15 protein-coding genes are annotated in these 16,290 nt (G+C 67.4%); 4 read left to right on the top strand and 11 right to left on the bottom strand.

Translation table 11 applies throughout. The annotated features are described in order from the left end of the window. Positions 1-7 precede the first annotated feature (7 nt). The 7 genes from HUA74_RS00745 to HUA74_RS45315 form a co-directional block, all read right to left on the bottom strand. Positions 8-580, bottom strand: a complete 573-nt coding sequence (locus HUA74_RS00745) for a pilus assembly protein PilP (RefSeq protein WP_174453023.1) — start codon at positions 578-580, stop codon at positions 8-10. 43 nt (positions 581-623) lie between these two features. After that, a complete protein-coding gene (locus tag HUA74_RS00740; RefSeq protein WP_174453022.1) occupies positions 624-1,205 on the bottom strand; it encodes a type 4a pilus biogenesis protein PilO in 582 nt (193 codons plus the stop codon). 14 nt (positions 1,206-1,219) lie between these two features. Then, positions 1,220-1,903 (bottom strand): PilN domain-containing protein, encoded by a 684-nt coding sequence (locus HUA74_RS00735; RefSeq protein ID WP_174453021.1) that lies wholly within the window; start codon positions 1,901-1,903, stop codon positions 1,220-1,222. 27 nt (positions 1,904-1,930) lie between these two features. Further along, a complete protein-coding gene (gene pilM / locus HUA74_RS00730) occupies positions 1,931-3,013 on the bottom strand; it encodes a type IV pilus assembly protein PilM (protein ID WP_141642888.1) in 1,083 nt (360 codons plus the stop codon). Positions 3,014-3,210: 197 nt separating this feature from the next. Continuing rightward, positions 3,211-4,629, bottom strand: a complete 1,419-nt coding sequence (locus HUA74_RS00725) for a sigma-54 dependent transcriptional regulator (RefSeq protein WP_141642889.1) — start codon at positions 4,627-4,629, stop codon at positions 3,211-3,213. A 66-nt stretch (positions 4,630-4,695) separates the two neighbouring features. After that, positions 4,696-5,817, bottom strand: coding sequence for a sensor histidine kinase (locus tag HUA74_RS00720; protein ID WP_141642890.1), 1,122 nt, complete (start codon positions 5,815-5,817; stop codon positions 4,696-4,698). Between the two features lie 16 nt (positions 5,818-5,833). Beyond that, positions 5,834-7,060, bottom strand: coding sequence for a prepilin peptidase (locus tag HUA74_RS45315; protein ID WP_371817178.1), 1,227 nt, complete (start codon positions 7,058-7,060; stop codon positions 5,834-5,836). Positions 7,061-7,304: 244 nt separating this feature from the next. Between HUA74_RS45315 and HUA74_RS00705 the strand changes: the two genes are divergently transcribed. The 4 genes from HUA74_RS00705 to HUA74_RS00690 all read left to right on the top strand — a co-directional run bounded on the left by HUA74_RS00705 (position 7,305) and on the right by HUA74_RS00690 (position 10,630). After that, a complete protein-coding gene (locus tag HUA74_RS00705; RefSeq protein ID WP_254624900.1) occupies positions 7,305-7,883 on the top strand; it encodes a prepilin-type N-terminal cleavage/methylation domain-containing protein in 579 nt (192 codons plus the stop codon). 71 nt (positions 7,884-7,954) lie between these two features. After that, on the top strand, positions 7,955-8,905 hold the full coding sequence (locus HUA74_RS00700; RefSeq protein WP_371817177.1) for a pilus assembly protein PilG: 951 nt from the start codon (positions 7,955-7,957) through the stop codon (positions 8,903-8,905). Beyond that, a complete protein-coding gene (locus HUA74_RS00695; RefSeq protein ID WP_174453019.1) occupies positions 8,886-9,866 on the top strand; it encodes an ABC transporter ATP-binding protein in 981 nt (326 codons plus the stop codon). The genes HUA74_RS00700 and HUA74_RS00695 overlap by 20 nt, the downstream gene beginning before the upstream one ends. Beyond that, complete coding sequence (locus HUA74_RS00690; protein WP_174453018.1) at positions 9,863-10,630, top strand: ABC transporter permease; 768 nt, start codon at positions 9,863-9,865, stop codon at positions 10,628-10,630. Before HUA74_RS00695 ends, HUA74_RS00690 begins: the two co-directional genes overlap by 4 nt. A 52-nt stretch (positions 10,631-10,682) precedes the next feature. Here HUA74_RS00690 and HUA74_RS00685 read toward each other — a convergent pair whose 3' ends face one another. The 4 genes from HUA74_RS00685 to rffA form a co-directional block, all read right to left on the bottom strand. Beyond that, entirely contained in the window at positions 10,683-12,443 is a 1,761-nt protein-coding gene (locus tag HUA74_RS00685) for a tetratricopeptide repeat protein (protein WP_174453017.1), read from the bottom strand. 108 nt (positions 12,444-12,551) lie between these two features. After that, the gene (locus HUA74_RS00680; RefSeq protein ID WP_174453016.1) at positions 12,552-14,342 is read right to left on the bottom strand and encodes a glycosyltransferase family 39 protein; all 1,791 of its coding nucleotides are present in this window, start codon (positions 14,340-14,342) and stop codon (positions 12,552-12,554) included. Between the two features lie 84 nt (positions 14,343-14,426). After that, positions 14,427-15,140, bottom strand: a complete 714-nt coding sequence (locus tag HUA74_RS00675; protein ID WP_141642897.1) for a WbqC family protein — start codon at positions 15,138-15,140, stop codon at positions 14,427-14,429. Further along, the gene (gene rffA, locus HUA74_RS00670; protein WP_174453015.1) at positions 15,134-16,264 is read right to left on the bottom strand and encodes a dTDP-4-amino-4,6-dideoxygalactose transaminase; all 1,131 of its coding nucleotides are present in this window, start codon (positions 16,262-16,264) and stop codon (positions 15,134-15,136) included. Before rffA ends, HUA74_RS00675 begins: the two co-directional genes overlap by 7 nt. Between the last annotated feature and the right edge of the window lie 26 nt (positions 16,265-16,290).

Genomic DNA, 16,290 nt, shown 5'->3' with positions numbered 1-16,290 from the left:
GGGGGCGCTACTCCCCGTAGTTTTTGCCCGTCATCAGATTGTAACTAGGGTCCTGCTGGTCATCGGGCTTGAGCTGCAGAGTCACCGGATTCTTGATGATCTCTCCGTTGCCCGAAAACACCTCGGTCACCGTCAACGAATCGCGAAGGATTTGCGTGACCTTGCCACCCTGGCGTCCAACCCGGGTGTTGCGGCGCACGATGTGACCTCGACCCAGCGGGTCTTCGACCATCGCCAGTGGATTGGCGTCACCCGTGACGACCGCGACCAGCTTGAGCTGGTCCAGGTCGAACGCGCACAAAGGCTCCATGCACGTCGTGACGGGATTGGCCTGGGCCACCGGGCCCAGCTCTTCCAACGGGCTGCGGAACGGATCCCGCTTGCCCACCGGGTTGTAACTGTAGACGTATGGCGCCACGGCCGCGGCCTCGACCGCGGTCGGTGCCGTCTCCACGGGCGCCGCGGCCTGCGCCGCGGGAGGTGGCGCCGCCACCGGCGGAGGGGGCGGAGGTGCCTCCTCGCAGGCAGCGAGCGTCAGCGCGAGCGCGGCAGTCGTCATGGTGGCCTTGAACATCTTCATCCTCAATCCCCTTGTCGCCCTACTTTCCGGACGGATCAAGTTTCTAGTTCTTGGTCTCGACGAACCGGAAAGTCGTCGCCAGGAAGGTGCTCTGCAGCACGACCTTCTCGTTCTTGAGGGTCGGCTGGCCGAGGTTGATGTTGTTGACGTTCACGATGCGGCGCATGTTCGCCATCTCCTGCAGGAACATGCCGATCTCATGGTAGTTGCCGCTCACCGTCATCCGGATGGGGATGCGGGCGAAGAACTCGCCGCCGCCCACGTATTCGCGGTCGGGCTGCACCAGTGAGATTTCCAGGCCGCTCTTCTTGCCGATGTCGTTGATCTGCGCGAGCAGCTCCTCGACATCCTTCTTCTCCGGCAGCTCCGTGAGGGCCTCGGCGAGCTTCTGCTCCAGCACGTCCATCTCACGCCGGCGCTCGTTGAGGTTCTGGGCGATTTCACTCTTCTCCGCCAGCTCCAGGTCCAGCGTGCGCCGCTCGGACAGCTGGTACTTGATGCGGGTCTCGGTGGGGTCGATGAGCAGGAAGAAGTTGGCGACGGTCATCAAGATGATGACCGCTGCCAGGCCACCGAACTTGGCGGCCGGGGACGCCTTGACGAATTGGTCCAGGTACTTGTCCATGGCGGTGGCCTCGGTCAGATGGCGTAGTTCGCGGTGAGGGTGATCTTGAAGTCAACCAGGGAGGGCACACCCGTGGGCCCGGTGGCCCCCTTCGTCTGCACGGCGCTGGTCAGGTCGATGTTGGTGAAGAACGGGGTGATTTGCCCGGCGGGGAACTCCTCGATGGTGGCTTCCGCCGTCAGGAGCTCCACGCGAGATGTCTTCGTGTCCCGGCGCTGATCCACCAGGCGCCCCATGCCCTTGGGCGTCCACACCACGCCGTTGAGGCCGCGCATGAACTCGGCGACCTCATCGTGGCTGACGGCCGAGCCATCGATGGCGACCGCGCTGCTGGTCTCGACGAAGGCCTTCACCCAGACCTTCTTCGGCGTGGCGGAGGCCAGCGCGTCCATCATCCGGACCGGACCGTTGCGGCCCTTGCGCAGCGAGTCCAGCACGGCCAGCTTCTTCTCCACCTCGGTCTTGCGGGCGTTGATGTTCTTCACCTCGCCGATGACCTTCTCCAGCTCGGCGATCTTCGCGCGCGTCTGTGTGATGGCCAGGGCGTTGCGCTGGAACTCACTGTCGCGGTCGTCGAACCAGAGGTAGTTGCCCACGGCGGCGCCAATGAGCGCCAGCGCGAAGAGGACCAGGATCTGCCGGCCCTTCTGCTGGGTCTGAACCTTCCGGACGGGAAGCAGGTTGATGCGAATCATCATGTGCGTCGTCTCCAGGAAGTGGACGGTCTAGGCCAGCTTGTCGCCAGGACGCCGGAGCGCCAGTCCCACTGCCACCGCGGCCATGGGCGCCACGTCCATGATGAACGCGGGGTCGAACTTGCGGTTGTCCACTTCAATCTTGCGGAACGGGTTGAGGATCTCCACCGGCACCCCGGTGCGCGCTTCAATGGTCTTGAACAGGGCCGGAATCTTCGCCGTGCCGCCGGACAGGTAGACCTTGGTGAAGTTCGAGTCCGCCGCGGTGCCCGCGTAGAAGTCCAGCGAGCGCTGGATTTCACCGGCCACCTGCTCGGCGACACTGGAGAGCACGCGCTCGACCTCCTGAGGCACCACGGCATCCGCGTCCGCGCGGTTGCCGCCGATCTTCAGCGCTTCCGCCTCCTCGTAGGAGACGTTGAGCTGCTTCTGGATCTCCTCGGTGAACTGGTTGCCACCGATGGTGACGTCGCGGGTGAAGACCGTCACGCCGTTGGCGATGATGTTGATGTTCACCACCGAGGCGCCCGCGTTGATGAGGACCACGGTCTCCTTCTCCGGCAGGTCGTAGTTGACGGAGAACATGTTCTGCACGGCGAAGGCGTCCACATCCACGACCACCGGGGCCAAGCCCGCCTCGGAGACCACCGTGGTGTAGTCGTTGATCATGTCCTTCTTGGCGGCCACCAGCAGCACGTCCATCTGCCCGGTGGCGTCGTTGCCGCCCCCGTCGAGGATCTGCGTGTCGATGTTCACGTCCTTCACATCGAACGGGATGTACTGCTCGGCCTCCCACTGGATGCTCTCCTCGAGCTCCTCCTGGGACATGCGCGGCATCTGAATCTTCTTGATGATGACCGAGTGGCCGGACACGCCGATGGCGACGTCCTTGCCCTTCACCTTCAGCTCGGACATCAGCTCCTGCACCGCCTGGACGATGGCGGTGGAGTTCATCAGCGCGCCATCCACGATGGCCTCGGGCGGCAGCGGCTTCATGCCGAAGCTCTGCAACGCGAAGCCGACCTCACCCCGCTTGCGCTGCTCCTTGAGCAGGATCATCTTGATGGAGGTCGATCCGATGTCCAGACCGAGTGCCAGTTTGCCCTTCGCCATGCTTGACTCCGTCGAGAGGCAGCCAGCGTAGCACTGGCCGTCAACCCCTCCTAAAAAGTGCCCGGAGCCCGCCTGCTCTCCGTTCGGCCGGGACCCCTGCGTCCAAACTGCGCCGGGCCCCCCACCACGGTCGCGGAGGCCCGATTTTCCGGCTCCGGCCGCATTCCGTCAAATACGGCCCGACGGAATCTCCCCCTTCAGCTCCGTTCGGCCTCCGCGTCCGGGTCGATGCCGTACTCCTTGATCTTGTACAGCAACGCCCTGTGACTGATGTCCAGGACCTCCGCCGCCCGGGTCCGGTTCCCCTTCGTCCGTCTCAGGGCCGCCCGGATGTAGGACTCCTCCAGCTCCCGGATGGCCCGCTTGAGCGACAGGTCGCTACCGACCTGTGGCATCCCGCCGGTGTTGGTTCCCGTCGGCCCGGGTGCGGGCGCGGCCCACAGCCTTTCGGGCAGGTTGGCCGGAAGGATGTGCGGGCCATCCGCCAGGAGGACTGCCCGTTCCATGGCGTTCTCCAGCTCGCGCACGTTGCCCGGCCAGGCGTAGGCGGACATCAGGGCCTCGGCCTCTGGCGACAGGCCTTCCACGGGAGACTCGCGGTTGAGCTCGCGGTTGAAGCGGTGGATGAAGGCGCTCGCCAGCAGGGGCACGTCCTCGCGGCGCTCTCGCAAGGGAGGCACCCTCACGTTCACCACGTTGAGGCGGTAGTAGAGGTCCTCGCGGAACTCCCCCTTCTCCACCAGCTTGCCCAAGTCCCGCAGCGTCGCCGCCACCACGCGCACGTCCACCTTCTCCACCCGGTTCTCGCCCACCGGACGGATTTCTCCTTCTTGCAGCACCCGCAGGAGCTTCACCTGCGCGGGCAGCGGCAGCTCGCCCACTTCGTCCAGGAAGAGCGTGCCGCCGTCAGCCTCGGAGAAGAGGCCGCGCTTGGCCGTGCGCGCATCGGTGAAGGCGCCCTTCGCGTGACCGAACAGCTCGCTCTCGAGCAACCCTCCCGGAATGGCGCCGCAGTTGACGGCGACGAAGGGGAGCGGGGCTCGCGGGCTGCGCGCGTGCAGCTCCCGGGCGATGAGCTCCTTGCCCGTACCGCTCTCCCCGCTGATGAGCACGGTGGTGTCCACCGGTGCCAGGCGCGCCACCTGCTTGAGCACCGCATGCAGCGACGCGCTCCCTCCGAGGATGTGCCCCTGGGGCACGGAGGGAAGACCGCCCTGCTTGAGGCGCCGGTTCTCGCGCAGCAACCGCTCGCGCTCCTCGGCCTTGCGCAGGACGAAGACGATTTCCTCGGGCTTGAAGGGCTTCTGGACGTAGTCGTACGCGCCGGCGGACACCGCCTCCAGGGCCTGCTCCTGCGAGCCGTAGGCACTCATCACCACCACGGTGAGCCCCGGGTGCGCGGCCTGCGCCTCGCGCAGCAGCGTGAGCCCATCCTTGCGAGGCATCCGCACGTCGGAGACGAGGACGTCGTAGTCGCGCGTGGCCAGCTCCCGCAGCGCCTCCTCCCCGTCCGCGACAGCGCGAACGTCGTAGCCCTTGTCGGTGAGCACCAACGTGAGGATGTGCCGGATGGAGGGCTCGTCATCGGCGACGAGGATGGTGCGGAACAAGGACATGGGGGCCTTCTGGCATCATCCCCCAGTCCCGAGGCAGGAGATAGCTTCTGGCCGGACAGCGTCCGCTCACACGGCGGGCAGGGACACGGTGAAGCGCGCGCCACCTTCGGGCAGGTTCTCCGCCCCCAGCCGCCCGCCCATGACCTGCGTCAGCCGCAGCGACACCGCCAGCCCCAGCCCCGTGCCCTGTCGCCCCTTCGTGGTGAAGAAGGGCTCGAACAACCGGGGCATGACCTCGGGCGGAATGCCTGGGCCGTGGTCCCTCACCACCAGCCGGGCCTCTCCCTCTTCACGAAGGGTCACCACACTGACGCTCCCCTGCCCTCCCATGGCCTGCGCGGCGTTGAGCAGGAGGTTGATGAGGATCTGCGACAGCGGGCCCGCCTCCGCCCGGGCGAACACCCCCGGTTCCAGCGCCAGGTCCACCGACACACCCGCGAGCTCGGGCGCGGCGCGGACCAGCCGCACACACGTCTCCACCACCGAGCCGACATCCACCGGTCCTGGGGACGCCGTCTCCGGACGCCCCAGGTCCAGCAGGCTCCGGACGATGCGGTCGATGCGCTGCACCTCGTGGTCGATGCGCTCCAGGTAGTCCTTCAGCTCCTCCGTGGGCGCCTTCATCCGCGCCAGCGACAGGTACCCGAGGATGCCCGCCAGGGGGTTTCCCACCTCGTGAGCCACGCCCGCCGCGAGCCTGCCCACCGTGGCCAGCCGCTCGGCGGAGACCAGCTCCGTCTGGGCTCGCGCCAGACGGGTGTTGGCCTCCCGCAGCGACTCCACCTGGGAGCGCGTGAGGGCCTGCTCCGAACGCAGCGCCTCCGCCAGCCGCTGCAACGCGCGCTGCATCCTCGACAGCAGCGGCCCGCCTTGCGTGGGTGTCAGGTGCGGGTCCAGTTCCAGTCGCCCCAGCTGTTCCACCATGGCCTCGGCGGAGCGCAGCGGACGGCCCACCGTCAGGTCCAACACCACGTACGACAGCAACGTGAGCGCGACCAGGTCCAGTCCCAGCGCGAGCGGCAGAAAGCCTCGCACCTGCGTCAGCACCTCCGCGTCCGGTGTCCCCGGCGACACGAGCCGGCGCCCCAGCTCCAACAACCGGATGAGGACGGGCTGCAGCGACAACCAGGAGAGTCCCGTGCAGAGCGAGCTCAGCAGGAACGCCACGCTGGCGATGCGCCACTTCATCGCGCGTGCGCGCGCTTCACGGCGCGCCCCCGAGCAACATCGCGATGTCCATCGGCAGCACGCGCGCGAGCCACGGCCCCAGCAGCATCACCTCCAAGCCCGCCAGCGCGAGCCACGGCCCGAAGGGAATGTTGGTGGGCCCGGGCACCCACTCCTCTTCCTCGCCCGTTTCATCGTCCATGGGCGCATCGGGAATCGGCTGGAAGAGCAGGCACCAGGGCACCAGCAACAAGCGCTTCCACAACGGAATCCCCGGCCGGGTGAACTCCCACGTCATCGTGGATTCGGTCTCGGACTCATTCGTGCCCTCGGGCCCGGCCGTCGTCGCGCCGATGCCAGGAGACGACGCGTCAGTCGGAACGACAGGCGGAAGCGCCGCGCTCTCGGTACCGGGAGGCAGGGCGGCGCCCTCGGTCGCGTGCGAGACGAGCTTCTCCTCGGAAGGGGAAGCCGCGCCTTCGGATGGCTTGACGCTCGGGGCATCCGGAGGTGGCGCGACGCCCTCGGGAGGCGTCACGGGCCTGGCATCGGGAGGTGTCGACGGCCCCGCGCGCCCGGTGAGTCCGAGCATGGCCAGTCCCACCACCGCGCCTTGCAGCGATGACAAGAAGAGGATGCCCAGCAGGGCTCGCCAGGAAAGAAACGCCCCCAGGAGCGCGACGAGGAACTTGTCACCGCCGCCCAGCGCTTCCTTCCGGAAGACCTTCCAGCCCACGTACTCCATCAGGCGGAAGGCGAGGAAGCCGATGACCGCTCCCAACGTGGCGTCCACCACCGCGTCCGCGCCTCGGGGCACCGCGAGCACCAGCCCCGCGGCGATGCCCGGAACCGTCAGCGAAAACGGAAGGATCCAGTGCGCCAGGTCGATGAAGGTGAGCGGTATCAGCAACGACACGAGCACGAGCGCGGGGAACAACTCGTACGTCCACCCGAACCTCCGCAAACACGCGAGGAAGAGCAGTCCGGTGAGCAGCTCCACCAGCACGTAGCGCGGGGAGATGGGCGCGTGACACGAACGACACCGAGCCCTCAGCGCGAGCCACGAGAGGACGGGGATGTTCTCGTACCAGGACAGGACATGCCCGCACTTGGGGCAGCGCGAACCCGGCCGGACGATGCTCAGTCCTTCAGGGACACGGGCGATGACGACATTGAGGAAGCTGCCGATACACAGGCCGAGGACCAGGAGGAAGGCGGTGAAGAGGGGCCCGGCCCAGCCTGGCACGAGTGAGGAGTCCGTCACGGAGTCGGGCATCCTAGCGTCGCGGCCCAGGGAGGACAGCATCGGGGATCGACGATTTGCGGCAGGCGCGGTGACAATTTTTGGCAGCTCGGGCGAGGAGCGAGCGAGATCCGCCCCACCCCGCTGTGGGAATTCACCGGGTTGGGGCAACTGTTGGCCATGGCACCGTTCGTGCTATGAATCCGGGCTGTCGTTCAACCCCCCTCTGCACCTGCGGAGCACTCCCGACATGCTGAACCGTCTCCTGAAGAAGAAGGGTGGCTTCACCCTCATCGAGCTGATGATCGTGGTCGCCATCATCGGCATCCTGGCCGCCATCGCCATCCCGAACTTCATCCGCTTCCAGGCCAAGTCCAAGCAGTCCGAGGCCAAGACGAACCTGAAGGCCATCTTCACGGCCCAGAAGGCGTACTTCGGCGAGAAGGACAAGTACGTTTCGGACTTCAAGGTCGTTGGCTTTGATCCGGAGCCGGGCAACCGCTTCACCTACGCCATCAAGGCGGGCTGCGCTCCGGCGGCGCAGGCCGTGAACGCGCGCGACTATCTCAACGGCTGCATCGGCCAGGACTCGGCGCGCTTCAATCAGGCCCCCACGGTCGCGGCGCCCATGGGCAAGATCGGCGTGGACGGCAACTGCCCGAACTGCGAATTCTACGCGACGGCGGCCGGTAACGTCGACAACGATGCGTTCGGCGACACCTGGGGCATCACCTCCCTCGCGACGGTGTCCACCGCGCTCACCAACACGTGCGGCATCGACCCGCCGGGCACGATCGGTGGCGGCGAGCCGGGTAACGCGTACAACGACGTGAGCTGCCCGTAATCATGTAGGCGCTGGACCTCTGGTTGGGTGAAGCGCCGCGCTGTATCAACGGGACATCCGGGGCTCCTCGGGTGTCCCGTGTCTGCTTCTTCAAGGGAATGATGCGCAAGCTGCCTACCGTGCTGCTGGTTGCTGGACTGCTTCTGGTGGTCTACCTCTCTGGCCAGCCCCGCCCCCCTCCGCATCTGGGTGACCGTCCCATCCTGCCGCGCCCCGGTTTCCTCAAGGCACTGTTCAAGGCGCAGCTCGGCCTGGTCACCGACTACTTCTGGATTCTGACGATCAACCGGGTCGGCTCGGCCAGGTCTGTGTCTGATTACCGCGACGTCTACTACTACGCGGACCTCACGACGGACCTCGACCCCCGGTTCGCCAAGGTCTACACGTTCGCGGGAATCACCATCCCCATCCACATGGGTCGTGAGCAGTACGCGAACGTCAAGGAGTCCTCGACCATCCTCCGCAAGGGCATGGCCAACACGCCGGAGGACAAGCGCATCCACTTCCAGCTCGCCTACAACCTCATGTTCTTCGAGCGCCGCTATCAAGAGGCGGCCGCCATCATCGAAGCGCTCGCGAGGGAGCCCGGCGCGCCGGAGTGGTACTCGGGGTTGGCGACCCGGTTGTATGCCCAGGCCGGGGAGTTCGAAACCAGCCTGGGTCTCGCGCAGACGTTGCGCGACAGCGCCGAAGACGAGGAGACGCGCACGTATTACGAGCGCCGCGTGAATGAAATCCTCCAGGAGCGGCTTCTCCGGCAGCTCGACGAGGCCCTCGAACACCACAAGGCTCGCACCGGCCAGTTGCCCGGCTCCCTTGAAGCCCTCGTCTCAGCAGGAGACCTGAGCGAGCTTCCTGGCGATCCCCTGGGCGGCAAGCTCTTCCTGGGTGACGACGGACGCGCCTATTCCACGGCGACGCGGTTCCGGCTGGGAATCATCTACAACGAGAAGACGTCGGACGGGGAGCGCCTCGTTCCAAAGCCCATGGACGCGAAGAACCATGAATCCCCTCAGCCCTGACGCCCCTCCCATTCAAGTCCGGGGACTCTCGAAGACCTACAAGGTAGGCTTCTGGTTCAACCGCACCGTTCGCGCCCTCCAGGGCCTGGACCTCGAGGTGGGCGCCGGGCAGATCTACGGCCTGCTCGGTCCCAACGGCGCCGGCAAGTCCACCACCATCAAGATTCTGATGAACCTGGTGCGGCCGAGCAGCGGCAACGCGTTGCTGTTCGGCCAGCCCGTGGACAAGGCCGCCACGCGGCGACTCGTGGGCTTCCTGCCAGAGAATCCCGCGCCCTACGAGTACCTCACGGGCCGTGAGTTCGTGACGCTCGCGGGCCAGCTGTGCGGCATGAGCGGCCACGAACTCGACGTGCGCGTGACGGAGGTCCTCGGCTCCGTGGAGATGGGGGCCGCGGAGAAGCTCCAGATTCGGCGCTACTCCAAGGGCATGGTGCAGCGCGTGGCGCTCGCGCAGGCGCTGGTGGCCCGACCGAAGATGCTCATCCTCGACGAGCCCACCAGCGGTCTGGACCCCGTCGGACGACGGCAGATGCGCGACCTCATCCTCGCCGAGAGAGACCGGGGGACCACCGTCCTGTTCTGCAGCCACATCATCCCGGACGTGGAAGCACTCTGTGACAGGCTGGCCGTGCTCGTGGGTGGCCGTCGCGTGCGCGAGGGCAGCGTCAGGGAGCTGCTCTCCACGCAGGTGCCCACCGTGGAGATGGTGGTGGAAGGCCTGCCGCTGGAGCAGGTGAAGAGCCTGGGCGTGGCCCTGGAGTCCACCCAGTCCCTGGACGGGCGTGTGCGGGTGCAGGTGCCCGATGCCCAGAGCCAGAAGATGCTGAGCCAGGTGCTGGCGGCCGGCGGACGCGTCAACAGCCTCCAGGCGGCTCAGTTCTCCCTGGAGCAGCTCTTCATGGACGCCCTCAAGGATTCCGGACGAACGACGAGTGTCGGCGGGGAGATCAACACATGAGCGCGTTCGGCGCGATGGTCTGGAACGGGTTCCGGGAGGCACGCCGCAACCGCGTCACGGTGGTGGTCGGCGCCTTCGCGGCGGTGGTGCTGCTGTCGTCGACGTTGATTACGGAGGTGACGGTCGCCACGTTCGACCGGGTGCTCACCGACTTTGGCCTGGGAATGATGAGCCTCATCCTCGTCTTCCTCACCATCTTCCTGTCGAGTGGGCTGCTGAGCCGCGAAATCGAGCGGCGCACCATCTTCCTCGTCGTGAGCAAGCCCGTGTCGCGCACCCAGTTCCTGCTGGCGCGGCTGGCGGGCAACATGCTGACGCTCGCGGTGATGATGGGGGCGATGATGCTCATCTTCGCCAGCCAGTTGCTGATGTTCCAGGTGAGCATCCACTCCACGCAAATCGTCGCGGCGGTGGGTCTCTGGTTCGAACTGCTGGTCCTGACCAGCGCGGGAATCCTCTTCTCGAGCTTCACGGGCCCCGCGGTGTCGGCCATCGCCACCACCGGCATCTACTTCACCGGCCACCTGGCGTCGGACCTCTACGACATCGCGAACCGACTGGATGATGGCTCGGTGAAGACCTTCGCGAAGGCGCTCTACTACCTGCTGCCGAACCTGGAGCGGATGAACTTCCGCCCCTATGCGACGTACGGCCTCCCCGTCGACACCTCGACCTTCCTCTCGGGCGTGGGCTACGGCCTGGGCTGGGCTGCGCTCTTCACCGCCGCCGCCATCTTCATCTTCGAGCGGCGCGACTTCCGCTGACGAGGTGGGGCCGGACCGAATGGGCCGCCCCTCACTCGCGCTGTCACCTGAATCAGGGCGGGGAGCCCAGGGCCATCCGGGCCTGCTGCAATCCTCGCCGAGCGGGCTCTGACTCTGGCTGGAGGCGCAAGGCCTCCTCCAGTGGAGCCACGGCCTCCGCCGGGCGTCCCATCTGCAGCAGCGTACGCCCGAGCTCCAGGTGAGAATCCGCGCGACGCGGAGCCAGCCGCAAGACCTCCTGAAAGCGAGCAACCGCCTCCTCCATCCGCTTCGTCCGCCGCAACGCGAGCCCGAGGTTGTGGATGACCACCGGCTCGCCAGGACGAAGCTGGAGGATGCGCTCGAACTGGACGATGGCGAGGTCCATCCTTCCCAGGAGCGCGTAGGCCACCGCCAGGTCGCTCTGGATTTGATAGCTGCGTGGCAGCTCCACCGCGGCAAGCTGGAGCTCGGCCAGGGCCTGCTCGGGGCGACGCGCCTTGAGATAGGCCCCGCCCAGATAGCCTCTGAGGATGGGCTGGCCAGGCGTCATCGCCACCGTGTCTTCCCAGAGCGAGACCTCGTCATGCCAGGCGGGCACACGCACCAGCGTCAGCACGGAGCACACCACGACGACACCCCCCACCAGGAGCTTCACTGCTCGCGCATGCTCGCGCCATCGCTCCAGGAGGCCTCGCAGCCCCGTTGCGGCCAACAGGCAGAAGCCCACGGAAGGCAGGTAGAGGAACCGCTCCGCGTAGGCCTCCACGCCCCTCAGCTGCAAGAAGAAGACGGGCAGGAGCGGGGCCAGGAGCCACACGCCGCCAGCGAAGGCCGGCCCCGCGTCGCGGCGCTTCCACCACAGCAGGCCGAGCAGGGCCACGAGCAACACGGAGCCCAGGGCGACCTGGGTCGGCTCGGGCGGAACACGCAGGGGAATGGTCAGCACGAGCGGATGGGGCCAGAGCAGCTTGCCCAGCAGCTTCCCCGCCAGGGCCAGCATGTGCAGGGGATACAGCCCCGTGCGCCCCGACCCCACGGGGACGGGAAGAGACAGGCCCACCGCGTTGAGCCGGAGGGCCGCGTACCCCAGCAGCCCCAGCCCCAGGGGGGCATATCGGAGCGCCCACCCTCGAAGCCCCGGGCGGGCGGGACGCGTGCCCACCGCACGGTCCGTGGCCCACAGCACCACGGGGAACACCACCGCCACTTCCTTGAACAGCAGGCCCGCGAACCACAACAGGCCCGCTCCCACGCCCCATCGCCATGAGCCGGAGCTCCCCACCATGAGGCGCACCGAGAGCAGGACCATCAGGGTGGCCGCCACGTCCATGCACCCACTCACCCAGGCCACCGACTCCGTGTGCACGGGGTGCACGGCGAAGAGCAGCGCGCCGGCGAGCGCGGCCCAGCTTCCTGCCTCGGAGAGGTTCTCCCCGGGGCGACGGAGGCACTCACGCAGGAGCCATCCCACCAGGAGCGACGCCAGGCCATGCAGGAGCATCAGCACCAGGTGGTGCGGCCAGGCCGTGGTGCCGAAGAGCGCGCGTTGCGCGAAGAACAGCACGTGGGCGAGCGGCCGGAAGTAGCTCTCCGCGGGGCTGCGATCCACCTGGGAGGTGGGCTCGTCGTCGAACGCGAACAGCGGGCGCTGGAAAGCCTCGGCCAGCGTGTCCAGCGAGCGCAACCACGGGTTCTGCACCACGAGCGGGATGTCGTCATAGACGAGCCCGTTGCGCAGCGTCCCCGCATACACCGCCAGCGCCGTGACGAAGACGAGGAGGGAGTGCGGAGAAGGACGGAGGGAGCTGGGGCGCGCGGCGGAGGTTGCCATGAGGGGCCTCGAAAGCTCAGGGCCAGAAGGACGGGATGACGGCGGATTGAAACGCCGCGAGGGACGGACTCGCGGCGCCCACACGTTCGCGCGCTCGCATGACGCGCATCAACGTCCGCCCGTTTCCGCGGTGGGCGCGGGCAAGGCGGGAGGAGGCGCGCCACCGACGTCCAGGGGCTCCAGCCGGAAGGGGTCCGGGGCCTTGCCGGGCACCATTCGGAAGAAGCGGCGATCCGGGAACCGCGGTCGCAGCTTCTCCGCGAAGCCCGGCCCATCGTGCAGGACGATGAGGTCCTCCTCGTAGCCCGGGTGCGGAGGCGGCCACTCCAGGACGAAGCTCCCCACCTTCCGGAACGCGGGCACTTGATTCCAGGCCACGGCGTACTGAGGCGCCAGCACCACCGCGCGCCCCAGCCTCGCGTCATTCAGGTACGCCTCCATCGACTCGTGGATGAGGGCTTGCTCTCGCAGGGCCAGCGCGTTGCGCATGTCGAAGATGCCCAGTCCGACCACCAGGGAACCGAGCACTCCCGCCATGACTGTCGCGGACGGCAGCTCGGCCCGGCGGGCCACATCCACCAGCCTCCGCAGCCCATGCACGGCCACCAGCGCCAGCGCCGGCGCGCATTCCGAATAGTGAATGGGACCCACCGAGTGGATGCCGTGGTTGTCGTGGAAGAGCCCCAGCCCCAGCAGCGCCAGCACCGACAGGAGCAACAGCTTCGTCAGCCGGTCCCACGACGCCCCGACTCCCACGAGGAGCACCCCCACCGGCCCGAGGAACCACACCGCGAGCATCAACGCGTTGTAGCTGGTGTTCGCGCCGAAGCGCTCCAGCATCGAGGCGTCATGCGCGGAGAGCTTCGCCGGGAAGGTGTACATGGACACGCGCGCGGGGAGCAACGCGTCCCCCGTCACCGCATGGTTGAAGGCGAGGAAGGCCACCACCGCCGGCAACCAGCCCAGCACCAGCCCTCCCAGGCACGCTCCCACGGGCAGCTCCCGGCGCACCAGCCGCCAGAGCACCCAGAGGTAGAACGGCGCCAGGAAGAAGAGGGTCTCGAACGGCCGGCACAGGAAGGAGACACCACTCACCAGCCCCAGCCACGTCCACCAACGCCCGCCCTTCTCCTCCGCCTGGAGGAAGCACACCACCGCCACCGACAAGGCCGCGCGGGACAGCAGGTGCGCATGAGCGGTCATCGACAGCAGCGCGGACATCGGTGACAGCAGCACCAGCAGCGCGGCCACCCCACCCCACGCCGGGCCCAGCCGCCGGGTGGCCACCCAGGCGACCACCACCGCGGGCACCGCCGCCGCCAGCGAGAAGACGAGCGAGCCCGTCCCCGTCAGCTCCCCCAACGCCCACGCCACCTGCAGCCCGAGCCACTCGAAGCTGGAGCCCATGCCGTCCCGCACGTAGAGGAAGATGGTGGGGAAGGACTCCAACGGGTCCGTCAGCTTCACCAGGAACCTGCCGCTGGCGAGCACCTGCCCACCGAAGCGGGCCGCCTGCTCGTCATCCGTGATGGGACGGTCCAGCAGGAACACGAAGCGCCCGACTCGTGCGAGCAGGAAGGCCACCACCGCCACCAACACGGCTCCAGCGCGCCGCTCCTGCGCGCTCAGCGCCTCCAGTCGGCGCCACATCCGGACCGCTGGCGCCGACAGCCCATGCACGAGCGACAGCCCCAGCAGGACACCTCCCGGCACCAGCAACAGCGCGTGGCCCAGCCACTGGTACAGCTCTCCGGAAGAGCTGGCGCTGAAGGGCATGCGGAAGGAGACGGTCAGCCCGGGTGCGGTCTCTTTCAACCCGAAGAAGGCCGCCACCAGAAAACACCCCAGGGCGCCCTGGGCCACCGCGTTCCATCCCGTACTGCCACGAGCCGAAGTCATCGCTCTCGTGGGGTAGCACACCCCTCGCGCGCCGGGCAAAGCCGCAAGCACGGACGCGAGGACGAACAGGGGGCAGGCAGCCCCTCAGCGAGCCCGCTGGCGCCAGCCCCAGATGGCCTCGGGTGCTTCCGGCCCCAGGTGGAAGAGCACATCCAGCACCGTCACCGCGTGCTCGAAGGGTGGATGGGGCTGGGGGTACGTGGGGTACCCCGCGTAGTCCTTGTAGGTGAGCTGGATTCCCGCGGCGTCGAAATCCTCCTGTCGAAGGTAGTCGCGAGCCGCGGGGCCCGAAACATAGTGCGTGGCGCCCGCGTGCCGCAGCAGGTCGAGGATCCGCTCCCGCTTCGCGCCGGTGAGCGTCCATTCGCGCGAGTCGCGAAAGCGCACCTGGATGCCCAGACACTCCTCGGCGATTCGGCGCACCAGGAACTGGTTCAGCTCCGACAGGTGCGTCCACGTCCGCTCCAGGTACACCTCACGCAAGAGCGGCGCATAGCGCTCGAAGTGGGGCGCGCGGCCGTACTGGTGTCGCAGCGTCTCCCAATGCTTGCGCGCCCACGTGCCCTCTTCGATTCGCACGTCGCAGATGAGCCGGTCCGTGCTGGAGCCCACCGGCACCGTGAGCCACACCGGCCCCTGGGCCGTCTTCACGCGATTGCGGTTGCGCCAGTCGCGGTGCGTGTACTGCACGTCATCGTAGAAGATGAACGTGTCCACATCGTGAATGATGTCGAAGTAGCCCTTCCAGGGCAGGTAGTTGGACTGGATGATGGCGACGGAGTGCCGGGCCGCTAGCACCGAAAATCCCTCACGGCGGAGAGCACCGTGGACTGCTCCGCTTCCGTCATCGTGCTGTAGAACGGCAGCCGCACCAGCCGGTCGCTGACGTCCTCCGTCACCGGGCAGGCGCCCACCTCTCCGCCAAACTTCCGGCCCATCTCCGAGCTGTGCAGCGGCAGGTAGTGGAACACGGCGTTGATGCCCTGCTGACGCAGTTGCTGGATGAAGCGCGTGCGGGCCTCCAGCGACGGCATCAGCAGGTAATACATGTGATAGGCCTGCTCGCAGTGCGCGGGCACGTGGGGCTGGGCCACGCCCTGGGCTGTCGCCCAGGCGGAGAGCTCCCGGTGGTACGTGTCCCAGAGCGCCCGGCGACGCGCCTGGATGCGCTCATGCTCGCGCAGCTGCCCGTAGAGGAAGGCCGCCAGCAAGTCCGACATGACGTAGCTGGAGCCGATGTCCACCCACGTGTACTTGTCCACCATGCCGCGGAAGAAACGGCTGCGGTTGGTGCCCTTCTCGCGGATGATTTCCGCCCGCTCGGCATGGTGCGCGTCGTTGATGAGCAGCGCCCCACCCTCTCCACAGCTCACGTTCTTCGTCTCGTGGAAGCTGAGCGTGGAGAAGGTCCCGAAGGTGCCCAGGGCCCGTCCCCGGTAGTGGCCAAAGAGGCCATGCGCGTTGTCCTCCACCACGGCCACGCCTCGGCGCGTGGCGATGTCCATGATGGCGTCCATCTCACAGCCCACGCCCGCGTAGTGGACGGGGACGATGAGGCGCGTGCGCTCGGTGATGAGCGCCTCCAGCTTGCGCTCATCCAGGTTCAGCGTGTCGGGCCGCACGTCCGCGAAGACGGGACGCGCGCCCCGCAACGCGAAGGCGTTCGCGGTGGAGACGAAGGTGAAGGACGGGACGATGACCTCGTCCCCCGGCTGCAAATCGAGCAGCAGTCCGGCCATCTCCAGCGCGTGGGTGCAGGACGTGGTCAGCAGCGCCCGCCTCACGCCCAGCAGCTCCTCCAGCAGCGCATGGCACTTGCGCGTGAACCCCCCATCTCCCATGAGGTGGCTGTTGGCCAGCGCCTGCTCGATGTACTTCGCCTCGTCTCCGAGCATCTGCAGCCGATTGAAGGGAATGGTCATGGCGTCACGATGAAGCAGGCGGGAGG

Source organism: Myxococcus sp. CA051A (assembly GCF_013336705.1).
GTDB classification, from domain to species: domain Bacteria; phylum Myxococcota; class Myxococcia; order Myxococcales; family Myxococcaceae; genus Myxococcus; species Myxococcus llanfairpwllgwyngyllgogerychwyrndrobwllllantysiliogogogochensis.
The sequence above is the reverse complement of the archived record's forward strand: the minus strand, read 5'-3'. Positions and strand labels throughout refer to the sequence as shown.

What these genes read in the sequence shown, in the direction of transcription:
- HUA74_RS00685 (WP_174453017.1), bottom strand. Translation starts at nt 12,443, where the DNA reads ATGGCAACCTCCGCCGCGCGCCCCAGCTCCCTCCGTCCTTCTCCGCAC.
- HUA74_RS00695 (WP_174453019.1), top strand. Translation starts at nt 8,886, where the DNA reads ATGAATCCCCTCAGCCCTGACGCCCCTCCCATTCAAGTCCGGGGACTC.
- HUA74_RS00720 (WP_141642890.1), bottom strand. Translation starts at nt 5,817, where the DNA reads ATGAAGTGGCGCATCGCCAGCGTGGCGTTCCTGCTGAGCTCGCTCTGC.
- HUA74_RS00690 (WP_174453018.1), top strand. Translation starts at nt 9,863, where the DNA reads ATGAGCGCGTTCGGCGCGATGGTCTGGAACGGGTTCCGGGAGGCACGC.
- HUA74_RS00740 (WP_174453022.1), bottom strand. Translation starts at nt 1,205, where the DNA reads ATGGACAAGTACCTGGACCAATTCGTCAAGGCGTCCCCGGCCGCCAAG.
- HUA74_RS00735 (WP_174453021.1), bottom strand. Translation starts at nt 1,903, where the DNA reads ATGATGATTCGCATCAACCTGCTTCCCGTCCGGAAGGTTCAGACCCAG.
- HUA74_RS00680 (WP_174453016.1), bottom strand. Translation starts at nt 14,342, where the DNA reads ATGACTTCGGCTCGTGGCAGTACGGGATGGAACGCGGTGGCCCAGGGC.
- HUA74_RS00745 (WP_174453023.1), bottom strand. Translation starts at nt 580, where the DNA reads ATGAAGATGTTCAAGGCCACCATGACGACTGCCGCGCTCGCGCTGACG.
- pilM (WP_141642888.1), bottom strand. Translation starts at nt 3,013, where the DNA reads ATGGCGAAGGGCAAACTGGCACTCGGTCTGGACATCGGATCGACCTCC.
- HUA74_RS00725 (WP_141642889.1), bottom strand. Translation starts at nt 4,629, where the DNA reads ATGTCCTTGTTCCGCACCATCCTCGTCGCCGATGACGAGCCCTCCATC.
- rffA (WP_174453015.1), bottom strand. Translation starts at nt 16,264, where the DNA reads ATGACCATTCCCTTCAATCGGCTGCAGATGCTCGGAGACGAGGCGAAG.